We start from the raw sequence: 18,556 nt of genomic DNA on the forward strand, positions 1-18,556 counted from the left end.
CGCTTGCGACCCGCGCGCGCCGCTTGCTACACTGCGCGCCTGTTCCTCCTACCGGACGCCAGCCAAAGTGAACCACTAAGCCTTCCCGAAATGTTTTCGCCGCCCGTGCCACGCACGCCGCGCGCGAAGGTCTTCACGCATTTTTGGAGGTGCTCATGGCTGCAGCCACGCCCGCCGGCGCGCTCGTCGCGCTTCATCACGTTTCCTTCCGCTTCGACGACGGCGTCACGCTGTTCGATTCGCTCGACCTGACCATCGATCGCACGCCGACCGGCATCGTCGGCCGCAACGGCGTCGGCAAGAGCCTGCTCGCGCAACTGATCGCGGGGCGCCGCGCGCCGAGCGCGGGGACCATCGAGCGGCACACGCCCGTCGTCTACGTCGCGCAGCAGCACGACGCGCTCGCCGCCGCCGGCCCGCGAACCGTCGCGCAGGTCGCCGCGCTCGACGTGCCGCTCGGCGCGCTCGCGCGTCTCGCGCACGGCCGCGCGGAGCCTCAAGATTTCGACTTGATCGGCGATCGCTGGGATCTCGCGGAGCGGCTGCGCACGGCGCTCGATGCGGCGGGCCTGCGCGACGTGCGCCCCGACACGCCCGCTCATGCGCTGAGCGGCGGCCAGCGCGCACGCGTCGCGCTGACCGGCGCGCTGCTGTCCGGCGCCGGCCTGCTCGTGCTCGACGAACCGACCAACCATCTCGACGCGCCGGGCCGCGCGTGGCTGCGCGCGGCGCTCGACGGCTGGCGCGGCGGCGTCGTCATCGTCAGCCACGATCGTGCGCTGCTCGCCGGCGTGCAGCGCATCGTCGAGCTGACGCCGCACGGTGCGCGCTCGTATGGCGGCAACTACGCGCTCTACCGCGCGCAGCGCGACGCGGCGCAGCAGGCCGCCCAAGCGGCGCTCGACCATGCACGCACCGAGCGCGGGCGCGTACGGCGCAGGCTCGAACAGGAACACGACACGATCCAGCGTCACGCGGCCGCATCGCTGCGCGACGCGAAGACGGCGAACCTGTCGTCGGGGGCGAAGCAAAGCCGCAAGGGGGCGGCGCGCAACATCATGGGGGCCGTCCGGCGTCAACAGGGCGACTTCAAGGCGACGCTCGACGAACGCGTGCAGGAAGCGGCCGCGCGCGTCGAAGAAGATGCCCCCGTGCTCGTATCGCTGCCGGGTACCGAGGTCAGCGCGCGCCGCCAGCTGTTCACGCTCGACCGTGCGCAACCGCCGTGGCGCGTCGCGGGCGGCACCGGCGAAATCACGTGGTCCGCGAGCGGCCCCGTGCGCGTCGCGCTGACGGGCCCGAACGGCTGCGGCAAATCGACCTTGCTGAGGATGCTCGCGGGCGAACTCGAACCGCGCTCAGGTGCCTGCACGACACACGTCAGCGCCGCCTATCTCGACCAGCGGCTCGCGCTGCTCGACCCCGAGCATTCGATCGTCGAGCAGTTGGGGCTGCTCGATACACCGCTCGCCGAAGGCGACCTGCGCAGCCGTCTCGCGTTGTTGCAGCTCGATGCAACGCGCGCGACGCAGCCCGCCCGGCAGCTGAGCGGCGGCGAACGGCTGAAGGCCGCGCTCGCCTGTGCGTTGTGGCGCGGCACGCCCGCGCAGCTGTTGCTGCTCGACGAGCCGACCAATCACCTCGATCTCGAATCGGTGCGTGCGATCGAAGCCGCGCTGGCCGGTTTCCCCGGCGCAATCGTGGTGGCGTCGCACGACGCCGCGTTTCTCGCCGCGCTCGAGCCGACGCACACGATGCAATGGCATCGCGACGGGTGGCGCTACGAACCCGTCGTGTAAGGACGACGAAGCGCGCTCAGCCGGCGGCGCGGAACCGCAGCACGCCGTCGTCGCCCTGCTCGCGCACGAGCTCGCCCGCGAGCCACAGCAGGTTCAGGTGCGCGAGGGCCTCGCCGAGCGCGAACGTCATCTGGTGGATGTCGAGCTCGCGGCGGCGGAACATGATCGGCACGATGTCGGCCGCGCTCGTCGGCTTTTCCGCGCACGCGACCCGCACTTCGGCGAGCCGCGCATCGTGGTGTTCGCGCAGCTGCGCGATGCGCGTGCGCACGCCGCGGAACGGCTTGCCGTGCGACGGCAGCACGAGCGTGTCGGCCGCCATCGTCTCGTAGCGGCCGAGCGACTGCAGGTACAGCGCGAGCGGGTTCCCTTCCGGCTCGAGGTCGAACACCGACACGTTCGTCGAGATGCGCGGCAGCACCATGTCGCCGGAAATCAGCACGCCGTCCGCTTCGCTGTGCAGCGCGCAATGTTCAGGCGAATGGCCGAAACCGGTGACGACGCGCCACGTGCGCGCCCCGATCCCGACCGCGTCGCCTTCGCGCAGGCGGCGGTAGCGCGGCGGCACGGCCGGCACGAGATCCGAGTAGTAGCCGCGGCGGTTGCGCAGCTTGTCGAGCGCGGCGGGATCGGTCAGCCCGTGGCGCGCGAAATGATCGGCGGCGGCCGCGCCGCCCGCGTTCGAGCCGTTGCCGGCCGCCATCAGGCAGCCGAACATGTATTCGCCGAGCGTCATCCACAGCCGCACGTTCCAGCGGCCCTGGTCGCCGCCTTCGCACAACCAGTTCGCGAGGCCGAAGTGATCGGGGTGGCAGTGCGTGACCAGCACGCGCAGCACCGGCAGGCCGTCGAGATGCGTGTCGAAGATCTGCTCCCAGTGCGCGCGGATCGCGTCCGACGAGATCCCGCAATCGACGATCGTCCAGCCTTGCTGCCCGTCGATCTCGTCGCGCAGCAGCCAGAGATTGATGTGGTCGAGCGAGAACGGCAGCGGCATGCGCAGCCAGCGCACGCCGGGCGCGACCTCGAACGTGTCGCCCGCGGCAGGCAGCGTGTCGGCGAAGGGATAGTCGAGTTGGTGTTCCAGTGCGTTCATCGGTGGGGCGTCTCGTCGTTATCGGTGCGAATGCCCGCCGGCGGCAGGCACGGCGGGCGGTGCGTCGATTCTATCGCCGTCGTGCGGAACGCGTGCCCGGCGGCGGCCGGGCGGTCAAAAAAAGTTCGTGCCAGAATCGGTTCCGTACCCGTATCTTTACGCGAAGATGCACCGAACGGCACGCAACGGTGAACAACGCGCCGATTGGACGCCGTTGGCGCGTCACCCCGAAAGTCATTGAAACGCCGACTTGGGCGCTAAAATGGCGAGTGCTTACAGCCCCTCCCGAACGAGCCTGCACGCGATGAATCACTTCCCCAAACTGCTGTCGTCGCAGATCGGTTTCGACGTCGCGCAGACGATGCTCGAATACTTCGATCGCCATTACCGGATCTTCCGCGAAGCGGCGGTCGAGGCGAAGACGCTGTTCGAGCATTCCGACTGGCACGGGCTGCAGCGGCTCGCACGCGAGCGGATCACGTCATATGACGAGCGCGTGCAGGAATGCGTCGAGCTGCTGGAAGACGAATACGACGCGGAGAACATCGACGACGAAGTGTGGCAGCAGATCAAGCTGCACTACATCGGCCTGCTCACGTCGCACCGCCAGCCCGAGTGCGCGGAAACCTTCTTCAATTCGGTGTGCTGCAAGATCCTGCACCGGTCGTACTTCAGCAACGATTTCATCTTCGTGCGCCCGGCGATCTCGACCGAGTATCTCGAGAACGACGAGCCGGCCGCGAAACCGACCTACCGCGCGTACTATCCGGGCACCGACGGGCTCGCCGCCACGCTCGAGCGCGTCGTCACGAACTTCCAGCTCGAACCGGCGTTCGAGGATCTCCCGCGCGACATCGGCTGCGTGATGCAGGCGATCGACGACGAATTCGGCCACTTCGACGCGGCGCCGAATTTCCAGATCCACGTGCTGTCGTCGCTGTTCTTCCGCAACAAGAGCGCGTACATCATCGGCCGCATCATCAACGCCGACCGCGTGCTGCCGTTCGCGGTGCCGATCCGCCACGTGCGGCCGGGCCTGCTCGCGCTCGACACGGTGCTGCTGCGCCGCGACCAGTTGCAGATCATCTTCAGCTTCTCGCACTCGTACTTCCTCGTCGACATGGGCGTGCCGTCCGCGTACGTCGACTTCCTGTGCACGATCATGCCGGGCAAGCCGAAGGCCGAGATCTACACGTCGGTCGGCCTGCAGAAGCAGGGCAAGAACCTGTTCTACCGCGACCTGCTGCACCACCTGTCGCATTCGAGCGACCGCTTCATCATCGCGCCCGGGATCAAGGGCCTCGTGATGCTCGTGTTCACGCTGCCGTCGTTCCCGTACGTGTTCAAGATCATCAAGGACCACTTCCCGCCGCCGAAGGAAACGACGCGCGCGCAGATCATGGAGAAGTACCAGCTCGTGAAGCGCCACGACCGCCTCGGGCGGATGGCCGACACGCTCGAGTATTCGAGCGTCGCGCTGCCGCTCGCGCGGCTCGACCACGCGCTCGTGCGCGAGCTCGAGAAGGAAGTGCCGTCGCTGCTCGAATACGAGGACGACAACCTCGTGATCAAGCACCTGTACATCGAGCGCCGGATGACGCCGCTGAACCTGTACCTGCAGAACGGCAGCGACGCGGACGTCGAGCACGGCGTGAAGGAATACGGCAATGCGGTGAAGGAGCTGATGAAGGCGAACATCTTCCCGGGCGACATGCTGTACAAGAACTTCGGCGTCACGCGCCACGGCCGCGTCGTGTTCTACGACTACGACGAGATCGAGTACCTGACCGACTGCAACGTGCGCCGCGTGCCGCCGCCGCGCAACGAGGAAGACGAGCTGTCCGGCGAACCGTGGTATACCGTCGGCCCGCACGACATCTTTCCGGAGACCTACGGACCGTTCCTGCTCGGCGACCCGCGCGTGCGCGACGTGTTCATGAAGCACCACGCGGACTTCTTCGATCCCGCGCTGTGGCAGGCGAGCAAGGACCGCCTGATGCAGGGCGAATTGCCCGATTTTTATCCGTACGACGCAGCGCTGCGCTTCAACGTGCGCTACCCCGCGCGCTTCGGCGCGACGGACCAGAACGACGGCGAAGGCGACGCGCAGCGCGCCGCCTGACGCCGCGGACACCGAACCTGCCGATCGATCCGATATCGATCCGATTTCCGTCAACGGAATCCACACCGATGAATACCCCAGACAATCCGCTCTCACATCTGTTCGACAACAACGAAGCCTGGGTCAAGCGCAAGCTCGAGGACGATCCGCAATTCTTCGCGCGCCTCGCCGACCAGCAGGCGCCGGAGTACCTGTGGATCGGCTGCTCGGATTCGCGCGTGCCCGCGAACCAGATCATCGGCCTGCCGCCGGGCGAAGTGTTCGTGCACCGCAACATCGCGAACGTCGTCGTGCATAGCGACCTGAACTGCCTGTCGGTGATCCAGTTCGCGGTCGACATCCTGCGCGTGAAGCACATCATGGTCGTCGGCCACTACGGCTGCTCCGGCGTGAACGCGGCGCTGCTCAACCGGCGCGTCGGCCTCGCGGACAACTGGCTGCATCACGTGCAGGACGTGCGCGAGCGTCACGCGGCGCTGCTCGAGGACTGGCCGGTCGGCGAAGCGCGCTATCGCCGCCTGATCGAGCTGAACGCGATCGAGCAGGTCGTCAACGTATGCCGCACGACGATCGTCAACGACGCGTGGGCCCGCGGCCAGTCGCTCACCGTGCACGGGCTCGTGTACGGCGTGCACGACGGCCGGATGCGCAACCTCGGGATGGCCGTGTCGAACTTCGACGCGCTCGACGAGACCTACAAGCGCTGCGTGGCCGCGCTCACCGCCGGCGGCAACCACGCGCCGGACAACGACATGATCGCGGCGGACGCCGCGCGGCGGCTCGAAGGCGTCGCGCAGGCGGTCGCCGCCACGCTGAAGCCGTGCGACGACGCGCAGTAACGCGGCATGCGCGTGGCGGCCGCCGTCACGTGGCCGCGACCCATTTCGAACGGATCTGACACCGGCACCGCCCAGGCGGCGCCCAGGAAAGGAGCGACGGGCATGAAAACCGTATTGATCGTCGGCGCATCGCGCGGCCTCGGCCGCGAATTCGTCCGGCAATACCGGCGCGACGGCTGGAACGTGATCGCGACCGCGCGCGACGAAGCGTCGCTCGACGCGCTGCGCGCGCTCGGCGCGCACGCGCATGCGCTCGACATCGCGCGGCCCGAGCAGATCGCGGCGCTCGGCTGGAAGCTCGACGGCGAACGGCTCGATGCGGCCGTGCTCGTGTCGGGCGTGTACGGGCCGCGCACCGAAGGCGTCGAGACGATCACGGCCGAGGATTTCGACGCGGTGATGCATACGAACGTGCGCGGGCCGATGCAGTTGCTGCCGATCCTGCTGCCGCTCGTCGAGGACGCGCGCGGCGTGCTGGCGGTCGTGTCGAGCCGGATGGGCAGCATCGCCGAGGCGACCGGCACGACCGGCTGGCTGTACCGCGCGAGCAAGGCCGCGCTGAACGATGCGCTGCGCATCGCGTCGCTGCAGACGCGCCATGCCGCGTGCATCTCGCTGCACCCCGGCTGGGTGCGCACCGACATGGGCGGCGCGCAGGCCGCGATCGACCCGGAAACGAGCGTGACCGGCATGCGCCGCGTGATCGCGGAATCCGGTGCGGACGTGTCGCAGGCCAACGGCCGCTTCTTCCAGTACGACGGCATCGAGCTGAGCTGGTGAGCCGAACCGACAACCGAACGTCGTTAATTCCCGTTTCGCATGATTTTGAACCGACCTGACGCGTGCCCGTGCGGCGGCGCGTCCCCCGCGCCCGCCGGCAAAGCGCCGGCGCCGCGCTATGCGGCGTGCTGCGGCCGCTTCATCGACGGCGGCGAGGCCGCGCCGACCGCGCTCGAGTTGATGCGCTCGCGGTACAGCGCGTACGTACTCGGCGCGACCGACTACCTGCGCGCAACCTGGGCCGCGCGCACCTGCCCGCCCGATCTCGATACCGACCCCGACGCCCCCGACGCGCCGCGCTGGCTCGGCCTCGCGGTCAAACGCCATGCGCCGCTCGACGAACGCCACGCGGAGGTCGAATTCGTGGCCCGCTACAAGGTCGGCGGGCGCGCTCACCGGCTCCACGAGACGAGCCGTTTCGAGCGCGACGAGCACGGTTTCTGGCGTTACGTCGACGGCGAAGTAAGTGATCGCTGACAAATAGTTGCTGTGTCAGACGCCGGGTAATTCCCGCATTGCACAACCCGATTTTGTCGGGCTAGGATGACCTCGAATTGGTCATGTTGCATGGCAGGGCTTACGAATGGCGTTCAGCAAGGTATTGGTGGGATGGATGGCGGCCGGTGCGCTGTCGGCCGCTCAGGCCGGTGCGCTGCCGAACGCAACGCCGGGTGCGGGCGCGAGCGGCTCGCTCGCCCATGCCGAGCGCTTCGATTACGGCGACTCGAACCTGCCGCAGGTCGCGGCCGATCTCAACGAACAGATTCTCCGCATCCCGGCCGACGCTTCGGGCGCCGTCACGCTCGAGGCGACGCTCTTCAAGCCGGACGGCCCCGGCCCGTTCCCGCTCGTCGTCTTCAACCACGGCAAGAACACCGGCGATCTGCATCTGCAGCCGCGCAGCCGGCCGCTCGCGTTCGCGCGCGAATTCGTGCGCCGCGGCTATGCGGTGATCGCGCCGAACCGCCAGGGCTTCGCCGGCTCGGGCGGCACGTACCAGCAGGAAGGCTGCAACGTCGGCAAGAACGGCCTCGCGCAGGCCGCCGACGTCGACGCGACGGTGCGCTACATGTCGCACCAGCCGTACGTCGATGCGTCGCGCATCGTCGTCGCCGGCACGTCGCACGGCGGCCTCGCGTCGGTCGCGTACGGCACCGAAGCCGCGCCGGGCGTGCGCGGCATCATCAACTTCTCGGGCGGGCTGCGCCAGGACCTGTGCGACGGCTGGCAGCGCAACCTGGTCGATGCGTTCGATCAGTACGGCGCGCACACGGCCGTGCGCTCGCTGTGGCTGTACGGCGACAACGATTCGGTCTGGACGCCCGCACTCGTCGCGCAGATGCACGACGCGTACGTGTCGCACGGCACCCAGGCGCTGTTCATCGATTTCGGCCGCTACAAGGACGACGCGCACCGCCTGATCGTCGATCGCGACGGCGTGCCCGTGTGGTGGCCGGCCGTGCATGCGTTCCTCGCGGAACTGAACCTGCCGACCTCGGTGCGCTACGCGGTCGCGAACCCGCACGAGCCGAAGGCCACCGGTTATGCGTCGATCGATGCGGTCAACGCGGTGCCGTATGTCGACGAAGCCGGCCGCGAAGGCTATCGCCGCTTCCTGAACCAGCATCCGAGCCGCGCGTTCGCGGTATCGTCGGAAGGCGCGTGGTCGTGGGCGGAAGGCGGCGACGACCCGATGGCGCTCGCGCTCGACAACTGCGCGAAGCAGGGCGCGGGCGCGTGCCGGCTGTATGCGGTCAACGACCGGGTCGTGTGGAACACGGCGCAGACGGCCGACAACGGCGACGCCAACACGCGCGACGCCGATACGCACGCACTCGCTTCGCGCTGACGCGCGGCGGATCGTCCGCCGCGCCCGTTCCGCCCGATCCGGCACCTCCTTCTGCCTTGCCCCTGCTCGCGGCCATGCGGCATGCCGCCTCGCCTGCCCTGCCGGCCGCCCCTGTTCGCCGCTGATTCCGTAGACCATTCGGCCGCCGCCTCGCGTGCGTGGCGTCACGCCGCCCCCTCGCGCCCGTCTTCGATCCCCGTTTTTCCCGGTCATGCCGGCGCGCGGCCCGCGATATTTTTCTGTCAGGGGGGCTCACTCGAACGTCGTCATCTACGGTCATTTTCCCGCATCCGCCGCGTTCGGTTCCGAGCCCCCCCGAACTGCGCCGAACTCCCGCCCGGCAAGGCTTTGCGGGGTTTGTAACCGCTAGTGCAACGTCCGGCGGAACACGCTAATCTCACCGCGTTTCGTGTTCCGCCGCGCGGCATCCGTCGATGCCGCGCGGCCGTTTTACCCCCCGGAGTCGCCTTGAGTACGCCAGCCACCGACGACTGGGTCGCGCGCAGCCTGCGCGCGGTCTGGCATCCCTGCACCCAGATGAAGCATCACGAGCGCCTGCCGCTCGTCCCCGTCGCGCGCGGCGCGGGCGTGTGGCTGTACGACCGTGACGGCCGCCGTTACTTCGACGCGATCAGCTCGTGGTGGGTCAACCTGTTCGGCCATGCAAACCCGGACATCAACGCGGCGCTGAAGGACCAGCTCGACACGCTCGAGCACGCGATGCTCGCCGGCTGCACGCACGAGCCCGCGATCGAGCTCGCCGAACGGCTGCACGCGCTCACCGCGCGCACGCTCGGCCATGCATTCTTCGCGTCGGACGGCGCGTCGGCCGTCGAGATCGCGCTGAAGATGAGCTTCCATGCGTGGCGCAACCGCGGCCGTGCGAACAAGCAGGAATTCGTCTGCGTCGCGAACAGCTATCACGGCGAGACGATCGGCGCGCTCGGCGTGACCGACGTCGCGCTGTTCAAGGATGCGTACGATCCGCTGATCCGCCATGCGCACGTCGTCGCATCGCCCGATGCACGCGGCGCCCTGCCCGGAGAAACGGCCGCCGACGTCGCGGGCCGCGCGCTCGCGGACGTGCGGCGCCTGTTCGTCGAACGCGGCGAGCGCATCGCCGCGCTGATCGTCGAGCCGCTCGTGCAGTGCGCGGCCGGCATGGCGATGCACGATCCGTCGTACGTGCGCGGGCTGCGCGCCCTCTGCGACGAATTCGGGGTGCACCTGATCGCCGACGAGATCGCGGTCGGCTGCGGTCGCACGGGCACCTTCTTCGCGTGCGAGCAGGCCGGCGTCTGGCCCGATTTCATGTGCCTGTCGAAAGGCATCAGCGGCGGCTACCTGCCGCTGTCGCTCGTGCTCACGCGCGACGACGTGTACGCGGCGTTCTACGACGACGACACGACCCGCGGCTTCCTGCACTCGCACTCGTACACCGGCAACCCGCTCGCGTGCCGCGCGGCGGTCGCGACGCTCGACCTGTTCACGCGCGACGACGTGCTCGCGCAAAACACCCGCAAATCGGCGGCGCTGCGCGCGGCGCTGGCGCCGCTCGACGCGCATCCGCGCGTGCGCCACCTGCGCGCGCGCGGCACGCTGTTCGCATTCGACGTCGCGCTCGACGGCGACGCGGCGCGCGCCTTCTCGCGACGCTTCTTCGAACACGCGCTGGCGCGCGAGCTGCTGCTGCGCCCGATCGGCACGACCGTGTACCTGATGCCGCCGTACGTGATGAGCGACGACGACATCGCGTGGCTCGCGCAGCGCACGCGCGACACGCTCGACGCGACGCTGGAGGACATCGGCCGATGAGCCTGCTCGACACCCTGCAACGCGGCCTCGCCGATCTCGACGCGCAAGGGCTGCGCCGCGTGCGCCGCATCGCCGACACCGCGTGCGACGCACGCATGACCGTGAACGGCCGCGAGATCGTCGGCTTCGCGAGCAACGACTACCTTGGCCTCGCCGCGCATCCGGCGCTCGTCGCCGCATTCGCCGAAGGCGCGCGGCGCTACGGCTCCGGCAGCGGCGGCTCGCACCTGCTCGGCGGCCATTCGCGCGCGCACGCGACGCTCGAGGACGAACTCGCGGGCTTCGCGGGCGGCTTCTCGGATGCACCGCGCGCGCTGTACTTCAGCACCGGCTACATGGCAAACCTCGCCGCGATGACGGCGCTCGCCGGCCAGGGCGCGACGATCTTCTCCGACGCGCTGAACCACGCATCGCTGATCGACGGCATGCGGCTGTCGCGCGCGAACGTGCAGGTCTATCCGCACGCGGATACGGCCGCGCTCGCCGCGCTGCTCGACGCCTCGGATGCCGAAACGAAACTGATCGTCAGCGATACCGTGTTCAGCATGGACGGCGATCTCGCGCCGCTCGCCGAACTCGTCGCGCTGGCCGAACGCCACGGCGCGTGGCTCGTCGTCGACGATGCGCACGGCTTCGGCGTGCTCGGCCCGCAGGGCCGCGGCGCCCTGGCCGCCGCCGCGCTGCGTTCGCCGCATCTCGTGTACGTCGGCACGCTCGGCAAGGCGGCCGGTGTCGCGGGCGCGTTCGTGATCGCGCATGAAACCGTGATCGAATGGCTGATCCAGCGCGCGCGCAGCTACATCTTCACGACGGCCGCGCCGCCGGCCGTCGCGCATGCGGTATCGGCCAGCCTGAAGGTCATCGCGGGCGACGAAGGCGACGCGCGACGCGCGCACCTCGCCGCGCTGATCGACCGCACCCGCGCGCTGCTGCGCAACACGCGCTGGCAGCCGGTCGATTCGCATACGGCCGTGCAGCCGCTCGTGATCGGCAGCAACGACGCGACGCTCACGGCGATGCGCGCGCTCGACGCGCACGGCCTGTGGGTGCCCGCGATCCGGCCGCCGACCGTGCCGGCCGGCACGTCGCGGCTGCGCGTGTCGCTGTCGGCCGCGCATTCGTTCGACGATCTCGCGCGGCTCGAAGCCGCGTTGATCCAGGCCAGCGAGGAAGCCGCATGAACCCCGCCCCGCTCTCCCTGTTCGTCACCGGCACCGACACCGAGATCGGCAAGACCTTCGTCTCGGCCGCGATGCTGCACGGCTTCGCGCGGCGCGGCCTGCGCGCGGCCGCGCTGAAGCCCGTCGCGGCCGGCGCGTACGAACGCGACGGCGTCTGGCGCAACGAGGACGCCGACCAGCTCGATGCGGCCGCGAACGTCGTGCTGCCGCCCGAGCTGCGCACGCCGTTCCTGCTGAAGGCGCCGGCCGCGCCGCACATCGTCGCCGCGCGGGAAGGCGTGACGCTCGACATCGACACGATCGTCGCGTGCCATCGCGAGGCGCTGACGCGCGCGGACATCGTCGTCGTCGAAGGCGCCGGCGGCTTTCGGGTGCCGCTCACCGACACACGCGACATGGCCGACCTCGCGGTCGCGCTCGGCGTACCGGTCGTGATGGTGGTCGGCGTGCGGCTCGGCTGCATCAGCCACGCGCTGCTGACGGCAGACGCGATTCGCCAGCGCGGCCTCGCGCTCGCGGGCTGGGTCGCGAATCATGTCGACCCGGCGATGTCGTTCCCGGACGAGAACGTCGCGACGCTGCGCGACTGGCTCGCCCGCGAGCATCGCGCCCCGCTCATCGGCCGCATTCCGTACATGGCGCCGGCCGCGCCCGAATCCGCCGCGGCGATGCTCGACATCGACGCGCTCGTCGAGTCGCTGCGCACCGCGCGGCGTTGACCCAACCGAATCCCCATTCCCGCCCAGGACAGGAAACCGAAATGACCCAAGCCCAGACCGCCGCCGTGCAACCCGACGCGATTCCCGTGGCCGCACCGGCCCCGCAGCGCTGGCGCGTCGCCGACGTCGTCGCGCTGTTCGCGCTGCCGTTCAACGACCTGATCTTCCGCGCGCAGCAAGTGCATCGCGAACATTTCGACGCGAACGCGGTGCAGCTGTCGACGCTGCTGTCGATCAAGACGGGCGGCTGCGAGGAAGACTGCGGCTACTGCTCGCAATCGTCGCATCACGACACGGGCCTGAAGGCCGAGAAGCTGATGGACGTCGACGCGGTGCTCGACGCCGCGCGCGCCGCGAAGGCGAACGGCGCGAGCCGCTTCTGCATGGGCGCCGCATGGCGCAACCCGAAGGAACGCCACATGCCGGCGCTGACCGAGATGGTGCGCGGCGTGAAGGAACTCGGCCTCGAGACCTGCATGACGCTCGGCATGCTCGAGGACGAACAGGCGCAGCAGCTCGCGAACGCCGGCCTCGACTACTACAACCACAACCTCGACACGTCGCCGGAGTTCTACGGCCAGGTGATCTCGACGCGCACGTACCAGGACCGCCTCGACACGCTCGACCGCGTGCGCGACGCCGGCATCAACGTGTGCTGCGGCGGCATCATCGGGATGGGCGAATCGCGCCGCGAGCGCGCGGGCCTGATCTCGCAGCTCGCGAACCTGAACCCGTATCCGGATTCGGTGCCGATCAACAACCTCGTCGCGATCGAAGGCACGCCGCTCGAAGGCACCGCGCCGCTCGATCCGTTCGAGTTCGTGCGGACCATCGCGGTCGCGCGCATCACGATGCCGAAGGCCGTCGTGCGCCTGTCGGCCGGCCGCGAGCAGCTCGACGACGGGATGCAGGCGTTGTGCTTCCTCGCCGGCGCGAACTCGATGTTCTACGGCGACCAGCTGCTGACGACCAGCAATCCGCAATCGCAGAAGGACCGCGCGCTGTTCGAGCGCCTCGGCATCCGCGCGAGCGACGCGGACGCGATGTCGGCCAGCGCGTAAGCGACCTCGGCCGGCGGGCCGGGTTCGCCGACGAAACAACCGGGGCACGCCCCGGTTTTTTTTCATCCGATGGTCTGCACCGGGTTGCCGTTCGCGTCGCGGATCACCGTCTTTTCCACGCGCCAGCGCACGCCGTCGAGCCCGTCGATCGCATACTCGCCGGCGCGCGGCTTCAGCGTGCGCGCCAGCGCCCGCACCGTCGCGTCGGTCAGGCGCAGCGTCAGCGTGCCGTCTTCGTCGGTCACGCCGTTCGCGTCGGCGCGCACGAATCGCACCGCGCCGTCATGGCCGACCAGGCGAAACGGCCGGTCGAACGGCAACCGCAACGGCAGCAACGCGACGAGTTCCTCGACCTGCCGTGCGCCGACGGTGATCTCGATCACGGGCGCGCGCAGCAGCCGCTTGCGCGTGCCCCATCCGAGCACGTCGGTGAACAGATAGCCGCTCGCCGAGCCGTCGCGCTGCGTGCCGGCATCGACCTGCTCGCGCACGTCCGCCCGTTCGAGCAGCGACGCGCGGCCGAGATCGGTCACCCAGAGCGGTATGTGCGGCAGCAGCGCGTCGAGCAGCGCGCGCGTGCGCCAGCGCTTCGCGGCGCGCTCTTCGTCGAGCGTGAGCCCGACGACCTGCAGGAACGCGAGACGGCCGTGCGGCGTGTCGATCGCCGGCAGTTCCGGATCGAACGCGAAACCCATCGAGCAGAGCGCCGTGCCGGTATCGAGCGCGATCGGGCCGTTGGCCGTCATCCAGTGGCCATCGTCGAACGCATTGCCGCTCTCGAACACGTAGCGCGCGAGATTCTGCAGGAAGCTGAACACCCAGCGCGGCGGCTCGTCGTCGCCGGCCGCGCACGCGACGCGCATCGTCAGCTCGAACCCGAAGCCGCTGACGGCCGGATCGTCGGACGCCTTCTCGTACAGCTCGCTCAGCCCGTACGTGACGAAGTGCCAGTGCGGCACGGGCGCCGCGCGCTTCCACACGCTGATCCCGTCGAGCGGGTCGGGGCCGCCGAGCCGCCACTTGACCAGCGTGCCGTAGTGCTTCGGCGCCTGGCCCGGATAAAGGCGGGCCAGCGCGCCGTCGATCGCGTCCCAGCCGGGGGCGGCGTCGTCCGGTGTGTCGTGGGTTGCGTCGGTCATGTGGCCCTCGCCCTCGATGCGTGTTCTGGTGCGTGGTGCCGCCGCGCGCGTCACACGTGCGACGTCGCGCCGTCGAGCGCCGCGCGCACGCGCCCGACGCGCTGTTCGTCGACGGGCGCCAGCACCTCGCCGCGCGGCCGCACACCCGAGCCGAAATGCACCGCGCGCACGCCGGTCGCGCGAACGAAATCGCCGACCGCGTCGATCGTGAGCCCCGAGCCGGCCAGCACCGTGCAGGTCGAACCGGCGGCCTGCCGCACCAGCCGCGTGATCGTCGCGACGGCATCGAGCACCGACGGATGGCCGCCCGACGTCAGCACGGACGTGACGGCCGGCACGCGCAGCAGCGCGTCGAACGCGGCGTTGAGATCGCGTGCGACGTCGAAGGCACGGTGGAACGTGAGCGCCCGGCCGTCCGCGGCGGCCGCGATGCGGGCCAGCGCCTCGAGATCGACGTCGCCGCGCGCGTCGAGCGCGCCGAACACGACACCGTTCGCGCCGGCCGCGACGGCCGCGCGCACGTCGCGCTCGATCACGCGCAGATCGTCGGCGTCATAGACGAACGACCGGCTGTGCGGTCGCACGATCACGTTGACGGGAATCGGCACGGCGGCCACGACGGCCTCGATCAGGCCGACGCTCGGCGTCAGCCCGCCTTCGGTGATCGCGGTCACGAGTTCGAGGCGGTCGGCGCCCGCGCGGGCGGCGGCCCTTGCATCGCCGACGGTCGTGGCGATCACTTCTAGAAGCACGGAAGAAGCGGCATGTCGGTTCATGGGCGGCCCGCGAATCGTCTGGACAATTCGCGCATCCTAGCCGAGCCGCGTGACGGACGCCAGCGTGACGGCGGCCGTCCCGCGCCGCCGCGCCCCGATCGCCGCATGCGATCCGGGCGGTGCTAGCCGGCGTCCGTTTCGTCGTCGACCCAGTCGATATCGCCGCACAGCACGCGCTGCGCATCGCCGACGCGCACGGCCACCGACAGCGTCACGCACGGCTGCGCCTCGTTGATCGACAGGTACGGCCGCGTAACCTGCACGCGTCCCGGCTCGGCGATCGCCGAACGGAAATACGGGCGACGCAGCCAGTTCGCGCCCTGCGCGTCGGCCAGCGGCGAGAAGCGCGCCTCGCTCAGCGCGCGATCGGCGCGCAGCACGACGTTGCGTCCCGACTGGCGGCCGTGCGCGTCGAGCAGGAAGCAGCGCGCGGCCGCGTCGAGCGCGAGGAAGTTCCAGCACACCTCGTCGAGCGGCTCGCCGGCCGCGAGACGCTCGGCCGCCCGCTCGAACGCGCGCAGATACGGCGCGAGCCGCTGCGCGTCGCGCCGCTCGCGCGCTTCGGTCTGCTGACGGAAGCGCTCGGTCAGCTCGCCGATGCAGCCCGTCGCGGTCGCGCTGTCCGGCAGCCCCGGCGCCGGGCGCCCGAAGTAGTAGCCCTGCACGAAATCGGCCTCGCACGACAGCGCGATCTGCGCCTCGTGCTCGGTCTCGATCCCTTCGACGAGCACGAGCTTGCCGGCCTCGTGCAGCAACGTGACGAGCCCGTGCAGGATCGCGGTGAGCCCGGTGCGGTGTGCCGCGTGCGACAGCATGATCCGGTCGAGCTTCACGATGTCCGGGTTCAGCTGCCAGATCCGTTCGAGGTTCGAATGACCGGCGCCGAAATCGTCGAGCGCGATCAGGAAGCCATGCGTGCGGAATTCACGCACGGCCTCCGCGAGGCGCTCGACGTCTTCCGCGCGCTGCTCGAGCACTTCGAGCACGATGCGGCGCGGCGGCATGCCGAGCCGTTTCAGGTTCGCGAGCAGCGCGGCCGCCTGGAACGGATCGGTCAGCACGCCCGGATGGACGTTGAGAAACAGCCATTCGCGCTCGGCGCCGAGCAGCGCGAAGTTCTCGAGATGCAGCGCCTGCGCGAGCCGGTCGAGCTGCAGCAGCTCGCCCCGGCGGGCGGCTTCGCCGAACACGTCGAGCGGCGACACCGCGCGGTCGAGCGCATCGTGCGCGCGCAACAGCGCCTCGTAGCCGACCGCACGCTGGTGCGACAAGCTGAATATCGGCTGGAATACGGTCGTCAGCGTCAGGTCGTGATGCTGCGTGGCCAGACGTTCGAAGCCGGAACTCATCTCCCGCTCGAACCGGTACGGCGACGCGGCGGACGGACGCTCCTGTTGAACGATCGTCATGCCTTCCTCCTGGTCGCGCCGTCCGACGAAGCGGACAGTACGTGCAATGTCATGGTTGGACCCTCGGTTGCCCGATCGAAGCCGGGCGGCTGCCACCTTCAAGCAAGCTCCGTGCAAGGCGCCGACAACCCATATGCCATGCGGCTGCGCCGGGCCATCGCACCACCTTGGCACACGCCCGACGCACCATCTTCGTGCGCGCGCACCGGCCGCTCGAGCGCAGCCGTCACGTCGGCACGCTACACTCCGTACGATCGTTTCATTCCCCGTATTCGCCGTATCGATGGAAATCGTCTTCACAGTCCTGATTCTGCTGCTGACCGTTGCGCTGTCCGGCGCCGTCACGCGCAACCTGCCTTTGCAACTGCCGCTGCCGCTGATGCAGATCGCGTTCGGCGCGCTGCTCGCATGGCCGAAGCTGAACCTGCACGTCACGTTCGACCCCGAAATCTTCATGCTGCTGTTCATTCCGCCGCTGCTGTTCGCGGACGGCTGGCGGATTCCGAAACGCGAGCTGTACCTGCAGCGCCGCGCGATCCTGATGCTCGCGTTCGGGCTCGTGTTCATGACGGTACTCGCAGTGGGCTACTTCGCGCATTGGCTGATTCCCGAGTTGCCGCTGCCGATCGCGTTCGCGCTCGCGGCCGTGCTGTCGCCGACCGACGCGGTCGCGTTGTCCGGCATCGCCGGCAAGGGCCGGATCCCGCCGCAACTGATGCACATCCTCGAAGGCGAGGCGCTGATGAACGACGCGTCGGGCCTCGTCGCGCTGAAGTTCGCGATCGCGGCTGCGCTGACCGGCGTGTTCTCGCTGCGCGCCGCGTCGGTCACGTTCGTGATCGTCGCCGCCGGCGGCCTCGCGACGGGCGCGATCGTGTCATGGGTGTTCAGTGCGCTGTCGACGCGTTTCCTGAACGCCGAGCAGGAAGGCGATCCGGCCCCCGGCATCGTGATGACGCTGCTGGTGCCGTTCGCGGCCTACCTGTTCGCCGAGCATCTCGATCTGTCGGGCGTGCTCGCGGCCGTGTCGGCGGGGATGATGATGAATTACACGAGCTTCTCGCGCAAAAGCACGGTCGCGTCGCGCGTGCGTGCCGAAAGCACGTGGGCGATGATCGAGTTCGTGTTCAACGGCATGGTGTTCATCATGCTCGGGCTGCAGTTGCCGCACATCATCGGCCGCGCGCTCGTCGATGCGCACCACACGAGCGACGCGCTGGTCGGCCGGATGATCTTCAACGTGTGCGCGATGATGCTCGCGCTGTATGCGATCCGCTTCCTGTGGGTCTGGCTGCTGCGCTGGTTCGCGAGCCGCCGCGCCGCGCGCCAGGGCCTCGCGGGCACGATGGCCGGCGTGCGCACGATCGCGGTGATGACGGTCGGCGGCGTGCGCGGTGCGGTCACGCTCGCGGGCGTGCTGTCGATCCCGGTCGCGCTGTCCGACGGCGCGCCGCTGCCGGGGCGCGACACCGCGATCTTCGTCGCGTCGGCCGTGATCCTCGGCTCGCTGATCGTCGCGGTGATCGGCCTGCCGCTGCTGTTGCGCGGCGTGCGCTCGACGCGCAACCCGCTCGGCGACGAGGAGCGCACCGCGCGCGCGGCCGCCGCGCAGGCCGCGATCCGCGCGATCGATTCGTCGCACGATGCGATCTCGGCCGGTCTCGACGAATCGGGCGCCGCGCGCTGCGCGGACATCTCCGCACGCGTGATGGACCAGTACCGCCGCCGGCTCTCCGCGCTGGCCGAGGACGGCCCCACGCCGCGCGCGGAAGCGAAGCAGGCCGAAACGATGGAGCTGCAGATGCGGATCGCGGCCGTGCGCGCGGAGCGCTCCGCGCTGTACCGGCTGCGCAGCGACAGCAAGATTTCCGACGAGACGCTGACGAAGCTGATCCGCGAGATCGACCTGTCGGAAACCGCGCTGTCGACGCGCAAGAAAGGCATCCTCTGACTGACGGGCCGGAAACGGCC

15 protein-coding genes are annotated in these 18,556 nt (G+C 69.6%); 11 read left to right on the forward strand and 4 right to left on the reverse strand.

The genetic code is table 11. The features are described from left to right. Nucleotides 1–155: 155 nt before the first annotated feature. Entirely contained in the window at nucleotides 156–1,799 is a 1,644-nt protein-coding gene (locus WJ12_RS14715; protein ID WP_069245713.1) for an ABC-F family ATP-binding cassette domain-containing protein, read from the forward strand. A 16-nt stretch (nucleotides 1,800–1,815) separates the two neighbouring features. Here the strand turns inward: WJ12_RS14715 and WJ12_RS14720 are convergent, their stop codons facing one another. Then, the gene (locus tag WJ12_RS14720) at nucleotides 1,816–2,895 is read right to left on the reverse strand and encodes an MBL fold metallo-hydrolase (RefSeq protein WP_034189165.1); all 1,080 of its coding nucleotides are present in this window, start codon (nucleotides 2,893–2,895) and stop codon (nucleotides 1,816–1,818) included. Between the two features lie 304 nt (nucleotides 2,896–3,199). Here WJ12_RS14720 and aceK point away from each other — a divergent pair, with 304 nt between their 5' ends. The 9 genes from aceK (at nucleotide 3,200) to bioB (ending at nucleotide 13,261) form a co-directional block, all read left to right on the forward strand. Next, entirely contained in the window at nucleotides 3,200–5,017 is a 1,818-nt protein-coding gene (gene aceK, locus WJ12_RS14725; protein ID WP_034189164.1) for a bifunctional isocitrate dehydrogenase kinase/phosphatase, read from the forward strand. A 68-nt stretch (nucleotides 5,018–5,085) separates the two neighbouring features. Then, nucleotides 5,086–5,856 carry a carbonate dehydratase gene (can, locus tag WJ12_RS14730; RefSeq protein WP_034189163.1) on the forward strand — a complete coding sequence of 257 codons (771 nt, stop codon included), beginning with the start codon at nucleotides 5,086–5,088 and terminating at the stop codon, nucleotides 5,854–5,856. 102 nt (nucleotides 5,857–5,958) lie between these two features. Then, on the forward strand, nucleotides 5,959–6,636 hold the full coding sequence (locus WJ12_RS14735; RefSeq protein WP_034189162.1) for an SDR family oxidoreductase: 678 nt from the start codon (nucleotides 5,959–5,961) through the stop codon (nucleotides 6,634–6,636). A gap of 39 nt (nucleotides 6,637–6,675) precedes the next feature. Next, on the forward strand, nucleotides 6,676–7,113 hold the full coding sequence (locus WJ12_RS14740; protein ID WP_034189161.1) for a YchJ family protein: 438 nt from the start codon (nucleotides 6,676–6,678) through the stop codon (nucleotides 7,111–7,113). Between the two features lie 106 nt (nucleotides 7,114–7,219). Continuing rightward, the gene (locus tag WJ12_RS14745) at nucleotides 7,220–8,485 is read left to right on the forward strand and encodes a dienelactone hydrolase family protein (RefSeq protein WP_059558844.1); all 1,266 of its coding nucleotides are present in this window, start codon (nucleotides 7,220–7,222) and stop codon (nucleotides 8,483–8,485) included. A gap of 468 nt (nucleotides 8,486–8,953) precedes the next feature. Next, nucleotides 8,954–10,300: an adenosylmethionine--8-amino-7-oxononanoate transaminase gene (gene bioA, locus WJ12_RS14750; RefSeq protein WP_034189159.1), complete on the forward strand. Its 1,347-nt coding sequence runs from the start codon at nucleotides 8,954–8,956 to the stop codon at nucleotides 10,298–10,300. Beyond that, nucleotides 10,297–11,481, forward strand: coding sequence for an 8-amino-7-oxononanoate synthase (gene bioF / locus WJ12_RS14755; protein WP_034189158.1), 1,185 nt, complete (start codon nucleotides 10,297–10,299; stop codon nucleotides 11,479–11,481). The genes bioA and bioF overlap by 4 nt, the downstream gene beginning before the upstream one ends. Then, nucleotides 11,478–12,200, forward strand: coding sequence for a dethiobiotin synthase (gene bioD / locus WJ12_RS14760; protein ID WP_034189157.1), 723 nt, complete (start codon nucleotides 11,478–11,480; stop codon nucleotides 12,198–12,200). Before bioF ends, bioD begins: the two co-directional genes overlap by 4 nt. Before the next feature lie 41 nt (nucleotides 12,201–12,241). After that, nucleotides 12,242–13,261, forward strand: coding sequence for a biotin synthase BioB (gene bioB, locus WJ12_RS14765; protein ID WP_059558847.1), 1,020 nt, complete (start codon nucleotides 12,242–12,244; stop codon nucleotides 13,259–13,261). A gap of 62 nt (nucleotides 13,262–13,323) precedes the next feature. Here the strand turns inward: bioB and WJ12_RS14770 are convergent, their stop codons facing one another. From WJ12_RS14770 to WJ12_RS14780, 3 genes are all read right to left on the reverse strand, one after another. Next, on the reverse strand, nucleotides 13,324–14,400 hold the full coding sequence (locus tag WJ12_RS14770; RefSeq protein ID WP_059558849.1) for a suppressor of fused domain protein: 1,077 nt from the start codon (nucleotides 14,398–14,400) through the stop codon (nucleotides 13,324–13,326). 50 nt (nucleotides 14,401–14,450) lie between these two features. Then, complete coding sequence (locus WJ12_RS14775) at nucleotides 14,451–15,176, reverse strand: copper homeostasis protein CutC (protein ID WP_059558851.1); 726 nt, start codon at nucleotides 15,174–15,176, stop codon at nucleotides 14,451–14,453. Between the two features lie 122 nt (nucleotides 15,177–15,298). After that, a complete protein-coding gene (locus WJ12_RS14780; protein WP_069245714.1) occupies nucleotides 15,299–16,585 on the reverse strand; it encodes a sensor domain-containing phosphodiesterase in 1,287 nt (428 codons plus the stop codon). Nucleotides 16,586–16,868: 283 nt separating this feature from the next. Between WJ12_RS14780 and WJ12_RS14785 the strand changes: the two genes are divergently transcribed. After that, nucleotides 16,869–18,536 carry a Na+/H+ antiporter gene (locus WJ12_RS14785; RefSeq protein WP_034189152.1) on the forward strand — a complete coding sequence of 556 codons (1,668 nt, stop codon included), beginning with the start codon at nucleotides 16,869–16,871 and terminating at the stop codon, nucleotides 18,534–18,536. Nucleotides 18,537–18,556 lie beyond the last annotated feature (20 nt).

The sequence above is a fragment of the Burkholderia seminalis genome (assembly GCF_001718535.1).
GTDB classification, from domain to species: domain Bacteria; phylum Pseudomonadota; class Gammaproteobacteria; order Burkholderiales; family Burkholderiaceae; genus Burkholderia; species Burkholderia seminalis.

What these genes read in the sequence shown, in the direction of transcription:
- WJ12_RS14715 (WP_069245713.1), top strand. Translation starts at nt 156, where the DNA reads ATGGCTGCAGCCACGCCCGCCGGCGCGCTCGTCGCGCTTCATCACGTT.
- WJ12_RS14720 (WP_034189165.1), bottom strand. Translation starts at nt 2,895, where the DNA reads ATGAACGCACTGGAACACCAACTCGACTATCCCTTCGCCGACACGCTG.
- aceK (WP_034189164.1), top strand. Translation starts at nt 3,200, where the DNA reads ATGAATCACTTCCCCAAACTGCTGTCGTCGCAGATCGGTTTCGACGTC.
- can (WP_034189163.1), top strand. Translation starts at nt 5,086, where the DNA reads ATGAATACCCCAGACAATCCGCTCTCACATCTGTTCGACAACAACGAA.
- WJ12_RS14735 (WP_034189162.1), top strand. Translation starts at nt 5,959, where the DNA reads ATGAAAACCGTATTGATCGTCGGCGCATCGCGCGGCCTCGGCCGCGAA.
- WJ12_RS14740 (WP_034189161.1), top strand. Translation starts at nt 6,676, where the DNA reads ATGATTTTGAACCGACCTGACGCGTGCCCGTGCGGCGGCGCGTCCCCC.
- WJ12_RS14745 (WP_059558844.1), top strand. Translation starts at nt 7,220, where the DNA reads ATGGCGTTCAGCAAGGTATTGGTGGGATGGATGGCGGCCGGTGCGCTG.
- bioF (WP_034189158.1), top strand. Translation starts at nt 10,297, where the DNA reads ATGAGCCTGCTCGACACCCTGCAACGCGGCCTCGCCGATCTCGACGCG.
- bioD (WP_034189157.1), top strand. Translation starts at nt 11,478, where the DNA reads ATGAACCCCGCCCCGCTCTCCCTGTTCGTCACCGGCACCGACACCGAG.
- bioB (WP_059558847.1), top strand. Translation starts at nt 12,242, where the DNA reads ATGACCCAAGCCCAGACCGCCGCCGTGCAACCCGACGCGATTCCCGTG.
- WJ12_RS14770 (WP_059558849.1), bottom strand. Translation starts at nt 14,400, where the DNA reads ATGACCGACGCAACCCACGACACACCGGACGACGCCGCCCCCGGCTGG.
- WJ12_RS14775 (WP_059558851.1), bottom strand. Translation starts at nt 15,176, where the DNA reads ATGAACCGACATGCCGCTTCTTCCGTGCTTCTAGAAGTGATCGCCACG.
- WJ12_RS14780 (WP_069245714.1), bottom strand. Translation starts at nt 16,585, where the DNA reads ATGACGATCGTTCAACAGGAGCGTCCGTCCGCCGCGTCGCCGTACCGG.
- WJ12_RS14785 (WP_034189152.1), top strand. Translation starts at nt 16,869, where the DNA reads ATGGAAATCGTCTTCACAGTCCTGATTCTGCTGCTGACCGTTGCGCTG.